The sequence below is a fragment of the Solidesulfovibrio carbinolicus genome (assembly GCF_004135975.1).
In the GTDB taxonomy this organism is placed as follows: domain Bacteria; phylum Desulfobacterota; class Desulfovibrionia; order Desulfovibrionales; family Desulfovibrionaceae; genus Solidesulfovibrio; species Solidesulfovibrio carbinolicus.
On record NZ_CP026538.1, the window covers coordinates 2,256,996 to 2,276,768 of the forward strand.

Consider the following 19,773-nt stretch of genomic DNA (forward strand, 5'->3'; position numbering starts at 1 on the left):
GGCCAAGGCAATGGCCGGTTGCGGCCAAGCCTTCCCATGCCGCCTTGGCGGTGGTAGACGGGAGGGGCGACGGACCATGAACAGGGAGCGAACACGATAATGGGCGCAATCGGTATTTGGGAAGAAGAAGGCCGTCGCCTTGACGCCGGCGGCCTGAGCGCGTTGCTGTCGGCCTTTGGCCACGACGCCCGCGTCCTTGTCCCTGGTCTGCCCCTGGCCGCGGACCTTGAAGCGCTGGTGGCCAAGGCCGGGCTGCTTGCGGTCCACGGTGCGGCGGTCGTCGCCCGAAGGTCCGCAGCTGGCACGGCCGGGTTTCCGGTGCTGGCCGTGCTGCCGTCAGGAGCCGACGACGCGGCCGTCGCCGCTGCCCTTGGCGTCGCCGACGAAGTGATCCGGGAGCCGGTCGGATCGAAGGAATTGGCCGTACGCCTGGGCAAACTCCTGGATCTGTTTCGGCAAGCGGCCGAGAGCTGCGAAATGGCCGTCTGCCGGGCGCGCCAGGAAGCGGCCCTGGCCGAGGCCACGGCCGATCTGTCCCGCCGGGTAAACGCCCTGGACTGCCTGTCCAAGGTCCATGCCGTGATCCAGCGCTTCGGCCAGCCGCGAAACCGCCTCTTCAAGGACGTCATCGCCTTGCTGCCCCCGGCCATGCGCCGCCCCGAAGCGGCTCACGCCCGTCTGCTGGTCGATGGGACCGTTTACGAGACGCCCGGCTTTCGCTCCTGTGCCCAAAGCCTGCGCATTCCACTGGCCGGCTCGGCCCAGCCCGAGGCCGCCCTGGAAATCCACTACGAAACACCCGACCCGAAACAGCCGGACATTGTTTTTCACGAGGACGAGGCAGAGCTGGCTTTGCTCGTTGCCCAGCGCCTGGGCCGGACCCTCAGCCGGCTTGGGTCCGAGGCGGCACTGGCGCGGGAACGTGAATTTTCCGCCCTGCTCATGGACGCCCTGCCCGGCGGGGTGCTGCGTTTCAATCGCCATGGGGCCATCGTGTTCAGCAACCCCCGGGCAGCGGCCATTCTGGAGCTGCAGCAGCGCGTCCTGGCGGGAAACATGTTCGACGACGCCGGGTTCGGCGCTGCCGACGCCGAAGGCCGTCCCCTGGCCCGAGCCGAGCATCCCTTTGCCCGGGTGCTGGCCACGGGCAAGCCGGTCTACGACATGCCGCTTTCCGTGGTCCGTCCCGGCGGCGGCCGGCGATTTTTGTCGGTCAGCGCCGCGCCGCTTTTCGCCCCGGACGGCGGCATCGACGAGGTGGTGGTCAACATGGTCGATGTCAGCGGCCAAAAGGCCCAGGAGCGCCAGCTCGCCCATGCCCTCAAACTCGAATCCCTGGGCCAGCTGGCCGCCGGCATCGCCCACGAGATCAACACGCCTGTGCAGTATGTGCTGGGCAACCTGGAATTTCTGGGCAATGCCTTCGGCCGCCTCATCGAGACCCTGGACGGCCTGGCCGCCGCCGCGCTCGACGCCGAGGGCGATCTGTGCCTGACCGAAGAGTTGGCCCGGATGCTGGCCGACGAGGAACTGCGGTTTCTGCTTGAGGAATCGCCGTCCGCCATCCGCGAATCCCGGGAAGGCCTGGACCGGGTGACGAACATCGTTTCGTCCATGAAACGCTTTTCCCATCCCGGCAATGAGCTGCCTATGGCCGTGGACGTGGGGCAGGCCGTGGCCGACACCCTGGCCGTGTCACGCGGAGCCTGGAAGTTCGCCGCCGACGTGCGTCTGGACATCGACGCGGGACTGCCGCCGGTGCTGTTCGTGCCCGGCGATCTGCACCAGGTGCTGCTCAATATCATCGTCAACGCCGCCCAGGCCATCGAGGAGCAGCACGCCGCCACGGACGGCAAGGGGCATATCGACATCCGGGCCGTGCAAAACGGCCCGGATGTGGAGCTGACCGTGGCCGACGACGGGCCGGGCATGTCCGAAGAAGTGCGCCAGCGCGTTTTCGATCCCTTTTTCACCACCAAGCCCGTGGGCAAGGGCACGGGACAAGGGCTGGCCCTGGTCCACGGCATCCTCAAGCGCCACAAGGCCCGGGTGGAGGTGCTGTCCGCCCCGGGCCAGGGCACGAGTTTCGTCCTGAGCCTGCCCGTGGCCGATCTGCCGGAAATCGGCCGTTAGAGTCGCCGCTGCGGCTCCGCTTGCGGCAGGCCTTTGCCCCGGCGACGTAGCGGCCAGCCGTCCGTTATATCGAACCAAAGCCTGTCTTCGGGGTCGGAAACGGCCTTGTGCCGGGGTTGCCGACGATCACGGCCGGGGATAAAGTCGAGTCTTTGCCGCGTCATTTCGACTTGCCCGACGCCAGGAGGACGCATGGCCCTCGACCCCGCTTTTCCCGCTGCCCCGGGCGCGACCACGCCCGTGGTCGCCACCTGCACCCGCGACTGCCCAAGCGCCTGCGGCTTGATCGCCCATGTTCGGGACGGCCGGGTGGTCAAACTGACCGGGAACCCCGCCCATCCCGTCAACCGGGGCACGGCCTGCCGCAAGACGCCGGGTTTCCTGCGGCGCATGACCAGCGACAAGCGCGTGACCACGCCGCTGCGGCGCGTGGCCGGCCAGTGGACGCCGGTGTCCTGGGACGACGCCCTAGACGAGATGGCCGAGCGCCTCAAGGATTGCGTGGCCCGCCATGGCCCGGAATCGATCCTCTATTACATGGGCTTTGGCGAACGCACGGCGCTCAAAATCGTCAACGCCCGGTTTTTCGCCCACCTGGGCGGGGTGACCACCCTGCGCGGCACCTTGTGCGGCGGCACGGGCTACGCCGCCCAGGGCCTGGACTACGGCCCCCGCGTTTCCCACGATCCCCTGGACCTCCAAAACGCTCGCACCATCGTCTTGTGGGGCAGAAATCCCGCCGCCACCCAGTTCGGCCTCATGCCGCATCTGCGCGCCGCCCGGGAGCGCGGGGCCAGCATCGTGCTGATCGATCCGCGCCAAAGCGAATCCGCCGCCCTGGCCGATTTGCTCGTGCAGCCAAGGCCCGGCCGCGACGCGTTCCTGGCCCTGGCCGTGGCCAAACGCATCATCGAGGCCGGTTGGGAGGATCGAACCTTTCTCGAAACCCGGGCCGACAATCTGGCCGGCTACTTGGCCTTGCTGGCCCGGTGGAGCATGGACGAGCTGGTCGCCGCCTGCGACGTGCCCCTGGCCGTGGTCGCCGCCTTGGCCGAGGCCTACGCCCAGGGCAAGCCCACGGCCACCATGCTCGGCTGGGGCCTGCACCGCTTTACGCTCGGGCACGAGATGGTGCGCGCCGTGGACGCCCTGGGCGCGGTCTCGGGCAACATCGGCCTGGCCGGCGGCGGCGTGTCCCAGGGGTTCGAGGAGTGGGGGCCTTACGACCCGGACCTGTGGGGCGAGGGCCTGCATCCGCCCCGGCGAACGCTGCTCATGCCGCAGATCGGCCGAGAGATTCTCGAAGCCAAGGACCCGCCGGTGGAAATGGCCGTCATCACCGCCGCCAATCCGGTCTGCATGGCCCCGAATTCCGACCTCGTGGCCAAGGCGCTCAACTGCGTGCCCTTTGTGGTCCACATGAATCTCTTTCTCGACGACACGGCCGAGCACGCCGACCTGTTTTTGCCCTGCGCCGCTTTTTACGAGCAGCGCGACTTGGTGGCGAGCTTTGGCCACAACTACGTCGGGCCGCTGGTGCGCGCCGTCGATCCGCCCGGGCAGTGCCGCAGCCAGTTCGACATCTTCATGGACCTTGGCCGGCGGTTTCCCTTTGCCGGGGAGTACGTCAAGAGCGAGGAGGAGTGGCTGCGGCTGCTCATCCGGCCGCTTTTGGAAAAGGGCGTGGCCTGGGACGACCTCTGGAAGGGGCCGGTGCGCATCCCGGACGCGCCCATGGTCCCCTGGGCCGACGGCAAATTCGACACGCCGACCGGCCGGTTCCAGCTGCTCACCGACGTGACGGCTTGCGAGGACTGCCGCGCCGCCGCCCGCTATCCCTTCACGCTGCTTACCGTCGGCCCGGCCGAACACCTGTGTTCCGAACGTGAGCCGGGCTATGACTCGGTGCCGCTGGAAATCGTCATGGCGTCGGAAACGGCCACGCGGCTGGGCATTGCCGACGGTTCGCCGGCCCGGCTTGTCAGTCCTCTGGGCGAACTGACCGTGACCGTGCGCCACGACGAGACGTCGCGGGCAGATGTCGTGTCCTGCGGCCGTGGCGGCTGGCTGTCCCACGGCCAGGGCGTCAACCGTCTCATCCCGGACCTGGTCAGCGCGGTGGGGCAGGGCACGCCGTATTACGAGGCCCGCGTGGACGTGGAGCGGCTGTCGTGATCGCGCGCGAATGGAAATGCACCCTGCCGCGTCGCCACCGCGACGGCTTCATGGCGCATTTGTACGCCACGGGCGTGGCCGAGACGTCGGCGCTGCCGGGTTATCGCGGCTATCAGATCTTGGAGCGCGAGCTTCCCGGCGACGTGGCCGAGGTGACGCTGGTCACGTACTGGGAGGCGCTTGAGGTTATCAAGGCCTTCGCCGGCGAGGACATTGGCGTGGCGGTGCTGTATCCCGGCGACGAAGCGTATGAACTCGTGCCGGAGACGGTGGTGCGGCATTATGAGGTGGTTGGGGCGGCGTGGCCGGGGGACAAGGCGTAGAAGTTCCTGGCCGGCCGGCGTGGGCGTCGCGGCGGCTAATTGGCGAGCAGTTTGACCAGCGCGGCGATGATGGCCACCTGCCTGCATATCCCTGACGGTAGAATTTGCTGTTGGGTGCAGAGAGATTGTGTTGGGTATGTGAGATGGCGAGATCAAATGTTAATTGATAAAAAAATTATTTCGGTAATTGGTGCAGTTGGCGTAAATGTTTCGCCATTTCTTGTTATCGTATCGATATTAACCAGTCTTCCAGTGTATGCGGCGTTGTTGCTGACTGTTTTTGTGTGGGTTTCGTCTATGCTCTGTCTTAAGTATTCTGTTTCAGAGAAGAAGTGGATGTATCTATGGATGTGGACATCCATTTTTTTTAGTCTCGTGCTGCTGAATCCTGGGGCGTGGACATTTATTGCCTGGACAATTAACGGCTTTGCTCCCTAATAGTTTTTTCTTTACTGAAGAAAAGATGCAAAAAAGCCGCCCCGCTGGGTCCGTGAACAGCGGGGCGGCTACCGTATGGGAGTCCAATCCAAGCGGTTGGCAAACCGGCTCTAGGTAAACAGGTGGTCCTCGCAGGCTTCGCCTTTTTCCAGGGCGTCGAGCAACTCATCCACCTTGTCTTCGCTGTCGATCTCTTTGTACCACCAGTTGTTGGGCATAACCACTACAACCGGTCCGTCTTCGCACTGCTTGAGGCAACCCGTGCTCACCACCCGGGCGTCGATGTCCCGGTCGAGGATGCCTTCTTCCATGTAGCCGAGCAGGTTGTGCGAGCCTTTTTTGTGGCAGATGCCCTTGGCCTCGCCCTTGACGCGAAAGCTCGCGCAGACGTTGATCAGGTATTGCGGCTTTTCCATGGTCCCTACGTCTCCCTCGTGTTGCGTCCCTTCACAATCCTCGTCACATGCCGTGGTCTGGTTTTCAAGTCCCGATGTGACGTCCTCGCAAGCGCGGTAGTCGCGTCGCGAGGACATCACACCGGGGAGCGGTCGTTACAGCTGGAGTTCGAAACGGGTTTCGGGAGCGTCGCGGTCGAGCCGATCCAGGAGCGCTTCCAGGAACTTCTCCATCAGGCGCATGGCCCCGGAGTAACCCACCGACGGGAAGTACTGGTGGCCGACGCGGTCAAGGATCGGGAAGCCGTGGCGCACCAGCGGGATGTCCTCGTCGCGGGCGACGTACTTCAGGTACGTGTTGCCGATGAGCAGATCGACGGGGTCGTTTTTGATCCACTGGTGGAGCAGGTACATGTCGGCTTCGCCGCCGCACTTGAACTTGCAGTCGTAAGGCACGTCCTTGAGCAGTTCGGCCATGCGCTCGTCGAAGTACTTACCAGCGGTGCCCGTGACCGTGTAGGCCGGGATCATGCCCAGGGTGATGCAGAATTCCACCAGAGCAAGCACCTGGTCGGGGTCGCCGGCCATGGCCACCTTCTTGCCGTAGAAGTACTGGCTGTAGTCGGAGAGCAGGTCCACGACCTGGCCGCGCTCGAAGTTGATGGCGTCGGGCACGGTCTTGCCGGAGAGCTTGCGCAGCAGATCGACGTAGCGGTCGGTGGCCTTGAGCCCGATGGGCAGGCCCATGACGTGGCCGGGCACCTTGAACTCGGCGTCCAGGAAGTTGACGCCATCAGCGGTGGCCCAGCGGCCAAGGCCAATGGTGGCCTTGGCGTCGCCCATGCCGGCGATCTCGGCCGGGGTGGCTCCGGCGTTGGGGTACATCTCGTAATGGCCGGTCATGGGGCCGTTGAGCACGCCGTTGGTGTCCGGGACCATGGTGATGTCGATGCCCATCATGTCGGCCAGGCGGCGGATCTCGGCCATGTCCGACGGCTCGCAGAAGCCGGGGATGATGTTGATCTTGCCGTTGGGCGTCCCGGTCTTTTTCACGAAGCCCTTGAGGATGCCCTTGACCATGTTGGCGTAGCCGGTGACATGGGTGCCGACGTAGCTGGGGGTGCTGGCGTAGACGATATGCTTGCCGGCCGGCACCTTGCCGTCGTCCTTGGCCTTCTGGGAGATCTGCATCAGGTCGTCGCCGATGGTCTCCGAGAGGCAGGTGGTGTGGATGGCGATGACCTCGGGGTCATACAGGGTGAAGATGTTGTCGATGGCGGTGATGAGGTTGGACTGGCCGCCAAAGACCGAGGAACCTTCGGTGAAGGAGGAGGTGCCGGCCACGACCGGCTCCTTGTAGTGCCGGGTCAGGGCGGAGCGGTGGTAGGCGCAGCAGCCCTGGGAACCGTGGCTGTGGGGGAAACATCCCTTGACGCCAAGGGCCGCGTACATGGCGCCGACGGGCTGGCAGGTCTTGGCCGGGTTGACGGTGAGCGCCTTGCGTTCCTTGATCTCGCCGGTGGTGTGTCTTAAGAGAGCCATAATGCTTTCCTTTCTCGCAATCGCGTGCGTTGCTAGGCCACGTAGGTGGCTTCGAGCTCGGGACCGTCGGTCTGCCAGGGAGCCTTGATAAGGTTCCAGACCTTGGTGTTCACCATGCGGTCGATGTCGCGGTACCAGTTGATGGCGCCGTTGAACCCGGCGTAGGGGCCACCCATGTCGTAGTTGTGCAGCTGCTTGAGCGGAATCCCCATCTTCTGGACGATGTACTTTTCTTTGATGCCGGCGCAGAAGATGTCGGGCTTGTAGATCTCAAGGAGCTTTTCGGTCTCGTAGTGGTTGATGTCGTCGATGACCATGGCATCCTTGCCCATGCCGCCGATCATGCCCTCGTAGCCCTTGAAATCCAGGCCCTTTTCGTTGAGGCGGGCCAGTTCCTCTTCGGTCTTGCGGGGCTTGAAGCGCTCGGGATCGGGGTGGATTTCGAGCTCTTCGATGTTGCGCGAGTCGGCGTCGATCTTGATGGTCGGCAGCACGTGGCGGCCTTCGTAGTCGTCGCGGTGGGCGAACTCGTAGCCCGCGCCCAGGATCTTCATGCCCAGTTCCTTGAACAGTTCCTGGTAGTGGTGGGCCCGGGAGCCGCCGACGAACAGCATGGCGGTCTTGCCGTCGGTGCGCGGCTTGATCTCGTCCACGACGGTTTTGACCTTTTCCAGCTCCTCGGCGATGACGGCCTCGGTGCGGTCGATGAGTTCCTGGTCCTCGAAGTAGGCGGCCATGCGGCGCAGGGACTTGGCCGAGGCTTCGGCGCCGATGAAGTTCACCTTGATCCAGGGGATGCCGTACTTGGTCTCCATCATCTCGGCCACATAGTTGAGCGAGCGGTGGCACATGACGGTGTTGAGATCGGCGGCGTGGGCCTTGCGGAAATCCTCCACGGTGGAGTTGCCGGAGAAGGTGGCGACCAGGGTGAAGCCGCACTTTTCCAGGATGCGCTCGATCTCGAAGGCGTCGCCGCCGATGTTGTACTCGCCAAGCATGTTGACCTTGAACTTGCCCTCGACTTCGACGTCTTTGGTGCCGATGACATGCTTCATGATCTGGTTGTTGGCGATGTGGTGGCCGGCGGACTGGGACACGCCCTTATAGCCTTCGCAGGAGTTGGCGAAGATGGTGATGCCAAGCTCTTCCTGCATGGTGCGGGCCACGGCGTGGATGTCGTCGCCGATAAGGCCCACCGGACAGGTGGAGAAGATGGAAATGGCCTTGGGATGGAAGTTGTCGTAGGCTTCCTGGATGGCCGCGCGTAGCTTCTTCTCGCCGCCGAACACGATGTCGTGCTCGGTCATGTCGGTGGAGAAGGCGTAGGGGATGAAGTTCTCCCCGTCCGGACCGGCGTCGGTCTGGTTGCGGCGGGTGAGCCAGGAGTAGAAGCCGCAGCCTATGGGGCCGTGGGTCAGGTTGACGATATCCCGGGAGGGGCCGAGAACGACGCCCTTGCAACCGGCGTAGGTGCAGCCGCGCTGGGTGATGACGCCGGGGATGGTGCGGACGTTGGACTGAATTTCCGGAATCGGTTCGCCGACCTCGGTGCCCGGGAGGATGGACTTGGCCCGCTTGCGCGCGACCTTGGTGGGCATCTTGGCGATCAATTCCTTCTTGATCTCTTCGACATTGGTGGGCTTGGTGCTCATCTCGCTGCTACCTCATTGGTCTTGGGGTCCGTGGACGTCCGCCAAACCGGGCTAGACGATGGCCGCTTCGCCGGCTTCGCCGGTCCTGACCCGCACGGAATCGGAGACGGGCAACACGAAGATCTTGCCGTCGCCGGCCTGGCCGGTCTTGTTGACGCTAATCAGGGCGTCCACAGCTTCCTTGACCTGATTGTCGGGGACCACGATGGATATGATGCGCTTGGGGTACAGGCGGCCCTTGGTGCCCAGAAGCGCGATGGCTTCCTCGTTGCCGGCCGCGGCGCCGTCAAGCACCGCCTGGTTGACCAGACCCTTGCCGCGTCCGTAGCCCTCGCGGGCCACGAAGGCCGGGATGCCCGCGTCGGCCAAGGCCTTCTTGGTCTGGTTCATCTTGTTCATGCGGATGACCGCCATAATCTCCTTCATGACGCGCCCCCTTAGGCTTCCTTGACGCCGGAGGAGATGGTGTACATCTCTTCCACTGGGCTGACGAAGATCTTGCCGTCGCCAAAGGCTCCCTTGGAACCGCTGCGGGCGCTTTCCATGATGGTCTTGATCACGAAGTCCTTGTCGCAGTCGGGCACGACGCAGATGAGCATGACCTTGGGGATCTCGTCGTACTGGATCTCGCCGATCTTGATGCCGCGCTGCTTGCCGCGACCGGCCACGTTGAACTTGGTGACGGCGGGGAAACCGGCGTCCATCAGGGCGGACAGGACTTCATCGGTCTTCTCGGGGCGGACAATCGCTCTGACCATGGTCTGCATATGAAATACTCCTTGCGTGCGTGTGTTGTGTTTTGGAGCAGCGGCGCGCTAGTTGGCGATGCCGAAGTCGACGAGCAGCTTTTCGAGCTGGGCGATTTCCAGGGGCTTGGGAATGACCAGCATCTTGTTCTCGTCGATCTTCTTGGCCAGGGCGCGGTATTCGTCGGCCTGGGCGTGCTCGGGGGAGTAGTCGATGACCGTCTTGCGGTTGATTTCAGCGCGCTGCACCTGGTTTTCGCGGGGCATGAAGTGGATCATCTGGGTGCCGATCTGGCGGCACAGCTCTTCGATCATTTCCTTTTCGAAATCGACCTTACGGCTGTTGCAGATGATGCCGCCCAGGCGCACACCGCCGGTGTCGGCGTACTTGACGATGCCCTTGCAAATGTTGTTGGCGGCGTACATGGCCATCATTTCGCCGGAGCAGACGATGTAGATTTCCTCGGCCTTGCCGTCGCGGATGGGCATGGCGAAACCGCCGCACACGACGTCGCCGAGCACGTCGTAGAAGACGTAGTCGAGCTGCTTGTCTTCCTCGTAAGCGCCGAGCTGCTCCAGGAGGTTGATGGAGGTGATGATGCCGCGGCCGGCGCAGCCGACGCCGGGCTCAGGGCCGCCGGACTCGGTGCACATGGTACCGCCGTAGCCTTCCTTGAGGATATCATCGAGTTCGACGTCTTCGCCTTCCTCGCGCAGGGTGTCGAGAACGGTCTTCTGGGCCAGACCGTGCAGGAGCAGACGGGTGGAGTCGGCCTTCGGGTCGCAACCGACCACCATGACCTTCTTGCCCATTTCCGCCAGCCCGGCGACGGTGTTCTGCGTGGTGGTGGACTTGCCGATGCCGCCCTTTCCGTAGATAGCGATCTTGCGCATTTTGTAATGCCTCCTGCTGCAAAGTTGGAATGCTCTTCTTTAGGCAAGAGTCATGCCAGCGTGCATGGGGCGTGATGCATTTTGTTTAACTTGCTGATATAATAGATTATAAGCGATTAGTCGACTTTGGGTGCTAACAGTCGCCAATGGTTTCGGACATTTTTGTTGCCTTTTGCGCGACAAAAATGTTCGACATAAATGTCGCAAGTCTCTACTCGCGGGAGAAAGGATGCCGGCCACGGATGGCCGCTTCGGGAGGGCGAGGAACCGCGAAGCAGAAGATTGTCACTGTACTTCAGGGTTTTGCGTTGCGAGGCGGACTCCGGACAAGGGGGCCGCCTCACAGGTAAAGAAGGGGAGTGTCTGGGGTTGTTTTGACGAATTTGGAAATAGGGAGGCGCAGAATCAAACGGTCGGCAAGGTCAGACTGCAGGGCGCGACTGCGGTCCGGCCAAGGGCCGCGCTCCAGGCCGCGCGGTCAGCCTTGGGGAGAGACGTGCGCGGCCGGGCGGCGGCGCGGAGCAGGCCCGTTATCCCATGTTTGCTTGCGGCTCGGACTTCATGCTCAGGCTCAGCCGCCCCCTTTCCTTGTCGATGGTCAGCACCGTCACCATGACCTCCTGGCCGGCCGCCACCACCTTGGACGGATCGGCCACGTACGCGTCGGCCAGATGGCTCACATGCACAAGGCCGTCGCGGTGCACGCCCACATCCACAAACGCGCCAAAGGCCGTAACGTTGGTGACCCGGCCCGGCAGCCGCATGCCCGGGCGCAGATCGGCCAGTTCGCTCACCCCTTCGGCAAAGGCAAAGGCCGTAAACGTCGGCCTGGGGTCGCGTCCGGGCTTGGCCAGTTCGGCCAGGATGTCGCGCAGGGTTTCCAGGCCCACGTCGTCGCCGACGTAGCGGGCCGGGTCGATGCCTTCCCGCAGGCTCGCCTTGGCGATGAGGTCGGTCACGGCGCAACCCAGGTCCTTGGCCATGCGCCCGACCAGGGTGTAGCGCTCGGGATGCACGGCCGTGGCGTCCAGGGGCGCTCCGCCGCGAAGGCGCAGGAATCCGGCCGCCTGCTCAAAGGCCTTGGGGCCAAGGCGCTTGACCTTGCGCAGTTCGGCCCGGGAGCGAAACGGGCCGTGCTCCTTGCGGTGGGCCACGATGTTGGCGGCAAGGCCGGGTCCAAGTCCGGAGACGGCGGTGAGCAGCTCCACGCTGGCCGTGTTGAGGTCCACGCCCACGGCGTTGACGCAGCTGGACACGACCTCGTCCAGGGCCTTCCTGAGGGCGGCCTGGTCCACGTCGTGCTGGTACTGGCCCACGCCAATGGATTTGGGGTCGATCTTGACCAGCTCGGCTAGCGGGTCCATGAGCCGGCGGCCGATGCTTACCGCGCCGCGCACGGTCAGGTCGAGGTCCGGGAATTCGTTGCGGGCCGTTTCCGAAGCCGAGTAGATTGATGCTCCGGCTTCGTTGACCAGGATGACCGGCACGCCCAAGCCCAGGTCGGCCACGAAGCGTTCGGTCTCGCGCCCGGCCGTGCCGTTGCCCACGGCAATGGCCTCGATGGCCTGGTCGGCGCACAGCTGGCGCAGGGTCTCGGCCGCCTGGTCCCGCTGGCGCTCGGAACCGGTGGGGAAGATGGTCTCGTAGTGGAGCAGGTTGCCTTGGGCGTCGAGGACGGCCAGCTTGGCCCCGGTGCGAAATCCCGGGTCCAGGGCCAGCACCCGGGCCTGCCCCAGGGGCGCGGCCAGGAGCACTTGCCGCAGATTGGCTGCAAAGATGGCGATGGCCTCCCGGTCGGCCCGGTCCTTGAGGCTGGCGCGCAGCTCGTTTTCCAGCGACGGCCCAAGCAGGCGCTTGTAGGCGTCGGCGGCCGCCTCGGCCACCTGCTCGCTGTCCTTGCCCCGGCCCGTGACGACCAGACGCGTGAGCTGGCGCAGGGCCTCATCCTCGGACGGGCGCAGGGACAGGGCCAGCAGCCCTTCGCGCTCGCCGCGAAACATGGCCAGGGCGCGGTGGCCGGCCACCGCGCGCACGGCTTCGTCGCGTTCAAAAAAATCCCGATAGTTGGCGGCGTCTTGCTCCTTTCCCTTGACCAGCCGCGAGACGATGCGGCCGCGCTTGGCGAAAAGGTCGCGCAGGGCGGCCCGGTTGGCGGCGTCCTCGCTTATGGCCTCGGCCATGATGTCCCGCGCCCCGGCCAGGGCGGCGGCGACGTCGGCCACGTCTTTCTCGGGATTGACGAACCGGGCCGCCTCTTTTTCCGGGGACACGCCGCGCTGGCGCATGAGCAGTTCGGCCAGGGGAGCCAGCCCCCGTTCCCGGGCCATGGCCGCCCGGGTGCGGCGTTTGGGGCGATGGGGCAGGTAGAGGTCTTCCAGCCGGGCCATGTCCGGCGCGGCTTCGATGTCCCGGGCCAGGGCGTCGGTCAAGAGGTCGCGTTCGGTCAGGGATTCCAGGATGGCGGCCCGGCGCTTGTCCAGATCGGCCAGCTGCTGGAGGCGGTCGCGTACGGCGGCCACGGCCACTTCGTCCAGGGAGCCGGTGGCTTCCTTGCGGTAGCGGGCGATAAACGGAATCGTGGCCCCGTCGGCGAGCAGTCCGGCCACGGCCGCCACCTGGCGCGGGGCGACGGACAGTTCCTTGGCGATAAGGGCGGCGTGTTTTTCGATCATGGGGAGCGCCTCCGGGCGCGACCTGTGCGGGTCTTGGTGTCGCGTCCCTTAAAAAATACGCTGGTATTTTTTAAGAAAATTAATGGTTTTAGTCTGTTGCCCACGAAAAGCCAGGGGTGCTTTTCGTGGACGCGACACGAGGCTTCAGGACGCCGCGTGGGAGAGCCGGCATAGCAGCCACCGGGCCTTGCGGGCAAGGGCAGGGCGGCTCAACGCCTTGACCTTCCCTTGGCAAGACGGCGGACAGCTTGTAGATTTACGCCACTGTCGCGGCAACGCGCCGCCCCACGGAGCCTGCGTCCAGTCCTGCGCCTTGGATGCGGTGGCCCGGGTCTACGACGTGACGGTGGTCGTCGATGCCCTAGCCGGCATGGACATGACGGCCGGCGCGTCTCAGGCGGCTCTGGAGGCCATGGCCCGGGCCGGCGTCCGCCAGGCCTCTTGCGACGACGTGCTGTCCGTTTTTTTACTGTGGAAGTTGCCGCCCAATCAAGGCTTGGAGAAGCTGAAGTCCCTGCTCCCTCCGGCTCGGAAGCCTGACTTCTGGCCGGACGTTCTATTTGCATCGATCGTCCGACACGCCAGCAAGCCCACAACGGAGGGTCCCCATGTCTAACAGCGTGCTTTTTTGCCGAAAATCGCCTGTAGTTTTCCCTGCAATTGGGCCTCTCGTCCTGCGTAGCCTGCTGCTCGCCTTGGTCCTGGTTCTGGGTCTGGGGCAGACCGCCAGGACCGCCCAACCCGCCCCGGCCGCGAGCGCGGCCAGACAACCCCGTCAAAGCGCCTGGGAATTTGATCAGGTTGGGCTTAAAGGCGTGCTCTATCCGTCGCTCATGCTCTGCATGGCCAAGATGCAGGTGAATCCGCAGCAGCAAGACGGCGAACTGGGCGACGCCAACGGCCTGCTCGGCATTTCGGTGGTTTCGCCGCGAGCCGGAGCCAAGGCCGTGGTGGAGTTGACTTCCTCCTCGCCCCTGGTCAATTCTGGGCGGATCGAGGTGACTCTGGCGCAAAAAGGCAAGACTTATCAGGTATTCCCAGCTGTTTCCCTGGCCGAATCCGTCGTGTTGCAGCGCCATGCCTCGCCCGCGACCTTGACGGCCAAGCTGTGGCTCGACGGCGTCCCCCAGGGGGAGCGCACCGCGCAGGTTTCCATCGCTTCCATCAATGACTGCGTGTTCGGCTTGAAGGACGATGAGACGTATTATGGGACGCTTTGGCTCTTTGCCGCCTACGTCAACGAGAATCACCCAGCCGTGCAGCAGATTTTGCAAGAGGCGCTGGCCTCTCGGGAGGTGGCCGCTTTTAACGGCTACCAATCCGATCCGGCCGGTGTGCGTAAGCAGGTCAAGGCCGTCTGGCAGGTGTTGCGACGGCGCGGCATCCGCTATTCAAACATCGAAAAAGCGTCCGTGAAACTTGACGACGTCGCGGTGCAGCACGTGCGCTTTGTCAGCGATGCGTTGTTGTCGCGGCAGGCCAATTGTGTGGAAGGCAGCTGCCTGCTGGCCTCGATTTTCACGAAAATCGGCCTGGAGACGTGGCTTGTGGCCTTGCCCGAGCATATGCTCGTGGCTGTTGCCTTGGACCCTCAGGGAAAGCAGATGTTGTATCTGGAAACGACGCTGCTCAGTGAAGCGACTTTCGAGGACGCGGCCAAGGCAGGCCAGCTTCAGATGGACGAGGCCTACGCCAAGGCGCGCAAGGCCGAGGCCCGCAAAAAAAGCGGCAAGGCCGGCGGCGACGACGACGATGTCCAGGAGCCGTACCTGATTTCCATAAGCGAGGTCCGCAAGCGCGGCATCCTGCCGATTCCCGACACCGAGGAAGCACGGAAACGATTTTTCATGGTGAAATAGGCGGGTGAAACCATCGTAATCAGCCGTTGCGTTGTGAAATGGCTGGAATTAGCTCCCAGCGAGGGCCGCTTTGTTGCCGCAACGAAGAAGGGGTCACGACTTGCGTCGTAACCCCTTGAAATATGGTGGGCAATACAGGATTCGAACCTGTGGCCTTTGGCTCCGGAGGCCAACGCTCTATCCAACTGAGCTAATTGCCCGAGGAAGGAAGCTTCTACGCGCCGGCCCAGTGGATGTCAACAAGGAAATCTTGCTGCCCAATTCCGGTTTTGGGAGGGGATAAAGCCCGGCTCCCGCGGCATGGTGTCCTGGGTGTGCCTTCCGGCCACCTTCCCGGCCTTGGTCAGGCCTATCCGGCCTGGGCCGCGCTCAAGGCGTCCACGCTGCGGGTCACCGGCCCAAGGGACGTGCAGACCTGATTCCTGCCCAGGTGCTTGGCCTGGTAAAGCGCCTTGTCCGCCTTTTCCAGTAAATCCTTGCGCCGGGTCAAGGCGCCGGGCTGCAAGGCCGAGACGCCGATGGACACGGTGATGGAAAAGTCCTCGCCGTCATGGACGAAACGCGCTTCGGCAATGGCGCTGCGCAGCCGCTCGGCCAGGATTCGCGCCTGTTCCTCGGCCGTCTGGGGCAAAATCACCACGAATTCCTCGCCGCCATAGCGGGCCGTGAAATCGGTGCTGCGAAGGGTTTCCGACAGGATGCATCCTACCTCGCGCAGCACGTGGTCGCCGACCAGATGGCCGTAGCGGTCGTTTATGCCCTTGAAATAATCGATATCGACCATAAGCAGGCTCATGGCATGGCGGTAGCGCTGGTGGCGGCGCAATTCATCGATGAGGCGTTCGTCAAAGGCCCGACGGTTGTGGATGCGGGTGAGGCCGTCGTGGTCGGCCCGTATCTTGACCTGATTGAAGAGAGCAGCGTTTTTCAGCGCCAGGGCCAAATGGTTGATGGAAGCGTAGAGGGCCTGGACCTGATCCTTGCCCAGAGCCCGGCCTTTGGCTCGGTAGAGCACGAGCAGGCCAAACATCTGGCCGCCGGCCCGAAGCGGCAGGGTGATGAGATCTTCAGGAGCGGTCGGGAGGCCGACCGACTCGTGGTCGGCTCCGCCGTCGAGGAAGCTGGCCTTGTAGCTGTGCATGGGCTTGCCGGCGAGCTTGGCCGCCTGACGCAGCAACTGCTCGGTCCAGTGTCGTTCGGCCGTCTGGTCCATGTCGGGTTCCAGGAACAGTTCGGCTTCAAGATTCCCGCCTTCACCGGTCTGCCACAGCGCGCCCATGAGCGCCTGCAGGGGCAGGAGCAGCTCAAGATCCTCCCGGGCGTTGTCCAGGATCACGATGGGGTCCAAGGACTCGCTGGCCCGGGTGAGGATGCGATTGAGAAACAGCACAAGATCGGTCTTTCGGGCCAGAAGCTCGCGCTCCAGCATGATCTCGCGGGTCATGCGGAAAATGTCGTCGTACAGGCTCTTGACTTCCTTGGCCCGGAAGATGACGTCGCGGATCTTCTTGTCGCTCAGCGGCTCGGACACGGCGGACAAAAAGCCGTTTTCCAGCACGTCCTCGAATTCGGCCACGGACTGGGCGGCTCCAAGCACCAGCACCCGCTGGGGCGTTTCCCATTCCTCAATGATCTTCTGGGTGTCCAGGGGCAGGGCGTCCCAGGCCTCCTTGACCACAAAGACGACAAGAGGCGCAGCTCGGGCGATGTCCCGGGCGCCGGGATGGCTGCCCATGGGCCAGTTGCGCAGCACGTAACCGGCTCCAAGCGCCGAACTCACGGCCGTCGCGGCCTCTTCGCCAAGTCCGATGCCCCACACATGTTCGGGGCGGATTCCGCGCGTCATGGCTGCCTCCTTGGGTCAGGGCCGGCACAATATGCCGGCCCGCCACGCTCTATGCAAAAGACAGTCCAAATAGTGAAAGGCTGCGCCGTTTGACAACCGGCCCAGCCTATGGCTCCCTGAGGCCATGTACGCTCCCCGCATCTTCGCCACGCTGGACCCGTTTATCGAAGGGGCCGACATCATGGGCAGAAAGGTGGCCAACGCGGCCTTTCTCGATGCTCTGGCCCGACGCGATCCTTTTGACGCCTACCACTTCTTCATGCCCTCCGAGCGTGAGCGCCAGAGCCAGGAGGGCCTGCTCACCGCCCGTTATCCGACCCTGGCCGGTCGGGGGGCGTTCAAAGTTCTGACGCGCCAGGATCTGCCGGCCGCCCTTGGGGCCACGGACTACGCGGTCTTTCACCTCTCGGACTGCCTCACTGCCCAGGCCCGTCTGGCCGCCGCCCGAAACGCCCTGTCACGTGCGATCTTTCCCATTACCGGCGGCATCCATTCCTTAAGTTACGCCCAATACCAGCGCGATTTCCTGGCCCATCTCGCGCCCACGACCACCCGGCGCGACGCCATCGTGTGCACCTCGACGGCCGGCCGGGAGGCCGTGTCGGCCCTGTTTGACGCTCTGCGCCGGGGCTATGGCCTTTCGCCCGAGGCCTATCCCGCGCCCGAACTGGCCTTGATCCCCCTGGGCGTGGAGCCGGACGACTGGCGGCGTCTTGACGGCCGGGAGCGCGCGCAGGCCCGAGCCGCCTGGGGCATCGCCCACCAGGCCACGGTGCTCCTGGTGTTCGGACGGGTTTCCCACAGTTCCAAGATGGACTTGATCCCGCTATTTCGGGCCGTGCAGCGCCTCATTGCTTCCGGCCTGGATGTTTCGAACCTGGTGCTGGTCGTGGCCGGCTGGACCGATGACGACGATCCGTTTTTGGGGACCCTGGCCGCCTTGGCCGCCAATGTGGGCCTGCGGCTCGTCCTGGCGCGCCGGCCGGACGAGGCGGCCAAGCGGCAACTGTTCGGCCTGGCCGAGGCGTTTGTCTCCCTGGCCGACAATCCCCAGGAAACCTTTGGCCTCACGCTCCTGGAGGCCATGGCCGCCTGCCTGCCGGTCATTGCCTCGGACTACGATGGCTACCGCGACATCGTCGCGCCCGGGCGTACCGGCTGGTTGCTGCCGACGCTGGGCCTGCCCCGATCCCCGGCGCGCGACGTCCTGGCCCCACTATGCTACGACAACCATACCCATCTGCGCTTGGCCCAGGCCACGGCCGTGTCCGTGCCGGCCCTGGCCGAGGCGCTGGCCGCTGTCCTGGGCGATCCCGAACAGGCCCGGGCCATGGGAGAGGCCGGGCGCGAGCGTGCCGTGGCCCAATTTTCTTGGGACGCCTGCGTTGACCGTCATCTGGAACTCTGGGAACGCCTGGCCGCGCAGCCCGTGCCGGATCGGGACCGGTTGGCCGCCACGGCCCATCCCTGGACCCTGGCCTACGGCGAGGTCTTCGTCGGTTATCCCTCTGGCAGGCTTAACGACGACTTGCGGCTGGTCTGGACCCGGGCCGGCCAGGCGGTCTACCATCGCCAGGATTTTCCGGTGATCTACGCCGAGCTGTCCCGGGAGGTGCGGACCGAGGCCCTGCGGGTGCTCGTGTTTCTGGCCCGGGGCGGCTGTCCGGGCCTGACCCTGGCCAGACGCCTGGCTGCCGCCGTGCCGGGACTCGACGAAGCCGCCGCCGTCTGGCATGTGCTGTGGGCGCTCAAGCAGGATTTGCTCGAAGTGCAAAAGGAGCCGGCATGACGCGCCCCATGGGCCATGACACGATAGAGCGAGGCGATGGTTTCGCCCCGGCCAAACGCAGTCTGGGCCAGAATTTTTTGGTTGATCCCAATATTTCCGCCAAGATCGTGGCCCGGTTGCGGATCGGGCCTGAAGACACGGTCATGGAGATCGGCCCAGGGCGTGGAGCCCTTTCGGGCCACATCCTGGCCGCCGGGCCGCGCGCCTATCTGGCCCTGGAAAAAGACCGGGAGCTGGCCACCCGTTTGCCGCGCGAGCATCCCGGAGCCCATCCGGCCCTGGTCGACGCCCTGCGCCTGGACTGGTCGCGCCTTGACGCCTTGGACGGCGTCAAGCTGGTGGGCAATCTTCCCTATAATATCGCTTCGCCGCTGTTGTGGGATATCTGCTCCCAGGCCTCGCGTTTTGTCGTGGGGGTCTTCATGGTGCAGCACGAGGTGGCCCTTCGCCTGTGCGCCGCTCCGGGCGGCAGGCAGTACGGGGCGCTGACCGCCTGGACGTCGTCGTTTGCCCGGTTCGATTATTGTTTCAAGGTGTCGCCCGGGGTGTTTCGGCCCCAGCCCAAGGTGGATTCGGCCGTGGTGGCCGTGACTCCCCGGGCGAGCGAGGAACGGCCCGAGGACCCGGCCGGCCTGGCGACCTTGCTCAAGCGGCTTTTTTCTATGCGCCGCAAGCAGTTGGCCGGCATCTTGAAGCCCCACTGGGATGAGGCCCTGGCCCAGGCATGCGCCGGGCACGGTATTGAGGGGCGCGTTCGGCCCGAAACATTGACGCCAGGCCAGTTCCAGCAGCTGGCCAAATTGCTGAAAACGCGCTTGCCCTCTTGACTTTGGGGCTGAAATCGATTTTGGTTTGCCCACTCACGTGCGTCGCGTCAGGCCGGAAACGGCGACGCAGGGGCAGGAGGGTCGTCCTTGCCGCGGGGAGGCGAGGGGGGGCGTCCCTGTTGATGTTGACGAAACGCGCCGGAGTGATTTGCGAGCATAGCGCCGCCGCCAGGCCGGAGGCGATCAACCGAGGAGGAGAGGACTGATGACCAAGGCTGATCTGGTAGGAAAAATTGCCGAAAAGACAGGGCTGACCAAAGCCAACGCCGAACGCGCCCTCAATGCCTTTATCGAGGCGATCGAGGAAACGCTGGTTGGCGAAGGCAAGATCACGCTGACGGGGTTTGGCACCTTCATGGTGGACGAGCGCAAGGCCCGCACCGGCCGCAATCCCCGCACCGGCGCCGAGATCAATATTCCGGCTTCCAAAGTCGTCAAATTTCGGCCGGGCAAATTGCTCAAGGACGCTATTCAATAACCAA

The 19,773-nt window shown here is 64.4% G+C and carries 16 protein-coding genes and 1 tRNA gene; 8 read left to right on the forward strand and 9 right to left on the reverse strand.

Going from position 1 to position 19,773, the window contains the following annotated elements:
- Positions 1-99 precede the first annotated feature (99 nt).
- From C3Y92_RS10005 to C3Y92_RS10020, 4 genes are all read left to right on the forward strand, one after another.
- Positions 100-2,133 (forward strand): two-component system sensor histidine kinase NtrB, encoded by a 2,034-nt coding sequence (locus C3Y92_RS10005; RefSeq protein WP_129352152.1) that lies wholly within the window; start codon positions 100-102, stop codon positions 2,131-2,133.
- 192 nt (positions 2,134-2,325) lie between these two features.
- Positions 2,326-4,308 carry a molybdopterin-dependent oxidoreductase gene (locus C3Y92_RS10010; RefSeq protein WP_129352154.1) on the forward strand — a complete coding sequence of 661 codons (1,983 nt, stop codon included), beginning with the start codon at positions 2,326-2,328 and terminating at the stop codon, positions 4,306-4,308.
- A complete protein-coding gene (locus C3Y92_RS10015; protein ID WP_129352156.1) occupies positions 4,305-4,631 on the forward strand; it encodes an antibiotic biosynthesis monooxygenase in 327 nt (108 codons plus the stop codon). Before C3Y92_RS10010 ends, C3Y92_RS10015 begins: the two co-directional genes overlap by 4 nt.
- Before the next feature lie 156 nt (positions 4,632-4,787).
- Positions 4,788-5,069 carry a hypothetical protein gene (locus C3Y92_RS10020; protein WP_129352158.1) on the forward strand — a complete coding sequence of 94 codons (282 nt, stop codon included), beginning with the start codon at positions 4,788-4,790 and terminating at the stop codon, positions 5,067-5,069.
- Positions 5,070-5,179: 110 nt separating this feature from the next.
- On the opposite strand, the gene C3Y92_RS10025 is transcribed toward C3Y92_RS10020, so the two are convergent.
- The 7 genes from C3Y92_RS10025 to C3Y92_RS10055 form a co-directional block, all read right to left on the reverse strand.
- Positions 5,180-5,485 (reverse strand): (2Fe-2S) ferredoxin domain-containing protein, encoded by a 306-nt coding sequence (locus C3Y92_RS10025; protein ID WP_129352160.1) that lies wholly within the window; start codon positions 5,483-5,485, stop codon positions 5,180-5,182.
- 135 nt (positions 5,486-5,620) lie between these two features.
- Positions 5,621-7,006 carry a nitrogenase molybdenum-iron protein subunit beta gene (gene nifK / locus C3Y92_RS10030; protein WP_129352162.1) on the reverse strand — a complete coding sequence of 462 codons (1,386 nt, stop codon included), beginning with the start codon at positions 7,004-7,006 and terminating at the stop codon, positions 5,621-5,623.
- A 32-nt stretch (positions 7,007-7,038) separates the two neighbouring features.
- On the reverse strand, positions 7,039-8,658 hold the full coding sequence (gene nifD, locus C3Y92_RS10035; RefSeq protein WP_129352164.1) for a nitrogenase molybdenum-iron protein alpha chain: 1,620 nt from the start codon (positions 8,656-8,658) through the stop codon (positions 7,039-7,041).
- 51 nt (positions 8,659-8,709) lie between these two features.
- Complete coding sequence (locus C3Y92_RS10040; protein WP_006919644.1) at positions 8,710-9,084, reverse strand: P-II family nitrogen regulator; 375 nt, start codon at positions 9,082-9,084, stop codon at positions 8,710-8,712.
- 11 nt (positions 9,085-9,095) lie between these two features.
- Complete coding sequence (locus C3Y92_RS10045) at positions 9,096-9,425, reverse strand: P-II family nitrogen regulator (RefSeq protein ID WP_006919643.1); 330 nt, start codon at positions 9,423-9,425, stop codon at positions 9,096-9,098.
- A 48-nt stretch (positions 9,426-9,473) separates the two neighbouring features.
- Positions 9,474-10,298 (reverse strand): nitrogenase iron protein, encoded by an 825-nt coding sequence (nifH, locus tag C3Y92_RS10050; protein ID WP_129352166.1) that lies wholly within the window; start codon positions 10,296-10,298, stop codon positions 9,474-9,476.
- A gap of 530 nt (positions 10,299-10,828) precedes the next feature.
- Positions 10,829-12,970, reverse strand: a complete 2,142-nt coding sequence (locus C3Y92_RS10055) for a Tex family protein (protein WP_129352168.1) — start codon at positions 12,968-12,970, stop codon at positions 10,829-10,831.
- A 608-nt stretch (positions 12,971-13,578) separates the two neighbouring features.
- Here C3Y92_RS10055 and C3Y92_RS10065 point away from each other — a divergent pair.
- On the forward strand, positions 13,579-14,829 hold the full coding sequence (locus C3Y92_RS10065) for a hypothetical protein (RefSeq protein WP_129352170.1): 1,251 nt from the start codon (positions 13,579-13,581) through the stop codon (positions 14,827-14,829).
- Positions 14,830-14,952: 123 nt separating this feature from the next.
- Here the strand turns inward: C3Y92_RS10065 and C3Y92_RS10070 are convergent.
- Together C3Y92_RS10070 and C3Y92_RS10075 are read right to left on the reverse strand one after the other, a co-directional pair.
- A tRNA-Arg gene (locus tag C3Y92_RS10070) sits at positions 14,953-15,029 on the reverse strand.
- A gap of 149 nt (positions 15,030-15,178) precedes the next feature.
- Positions 15,179-16,675, reverse strand: a complete 1,497-nt coding sequence (locus tag C3Y92_RS10075; protein WP_129352172.1) for a GGDEF domain-containing protein — start codon at positions 16,673-16,675, stop codon at positions 15,179-15,181.
- A gap of 124 nt (positions 16,676-16,799) precedes the next feature.
- Between C3Y92_RS10075 and C3Y92_RS10080 the strand changes: the two genes are divergently transcribed.
- The 3 genes from C3Y92_RS10080 (at position 16,800) to C3Y92_RS10090 (ending at position 19,769) form a co-directional block, all read left to right on the forward strand.
- Positions 16,800-18,464 carry a glycosyltransferase family 4 protein gene (locus C3Y92_RS10080; RefSeq protein ID WP_129352174.1) on the forward strand — a complete coding sequence of 555 codons (1,665 nt, stop codon included), beginning with the start codon at positions 16,800-16,802 and terminating at the stop codon, positions 18,462-18,464.
- Positions 18,461-19,291, forward strand: a complete 831-nt coding sequence (gene rsmA / locus C3Y92_RS10085; RefSeq protein ID WP_129352176.1) for a 16S rRNA (adenine(1518)-N(6)/adenine(1519)-N(6))-dimethyltransferase RsmA — start codon at positions 18,461-18,463, stop codon at positions 19,289-19,291. Before C3Y92_RS10080 ends, rsmA begins: the two co-directional genes overlap by 4 nt.
- 205 nt (positions 19,292-19,496) lie before the next feature.
- Positions 19,497-19,769, forward strand: a complete 273-nt coding sequence (locus tag C3Y92_RS10090) for an HU family DNA-binding protein (protein WP_006918963.1) — start codon at positions 19,497-19,499, stop codon at positions 19,767-19,769.
- Positions 19,770-19,773 lie beyond the last annotated feature (4 nt).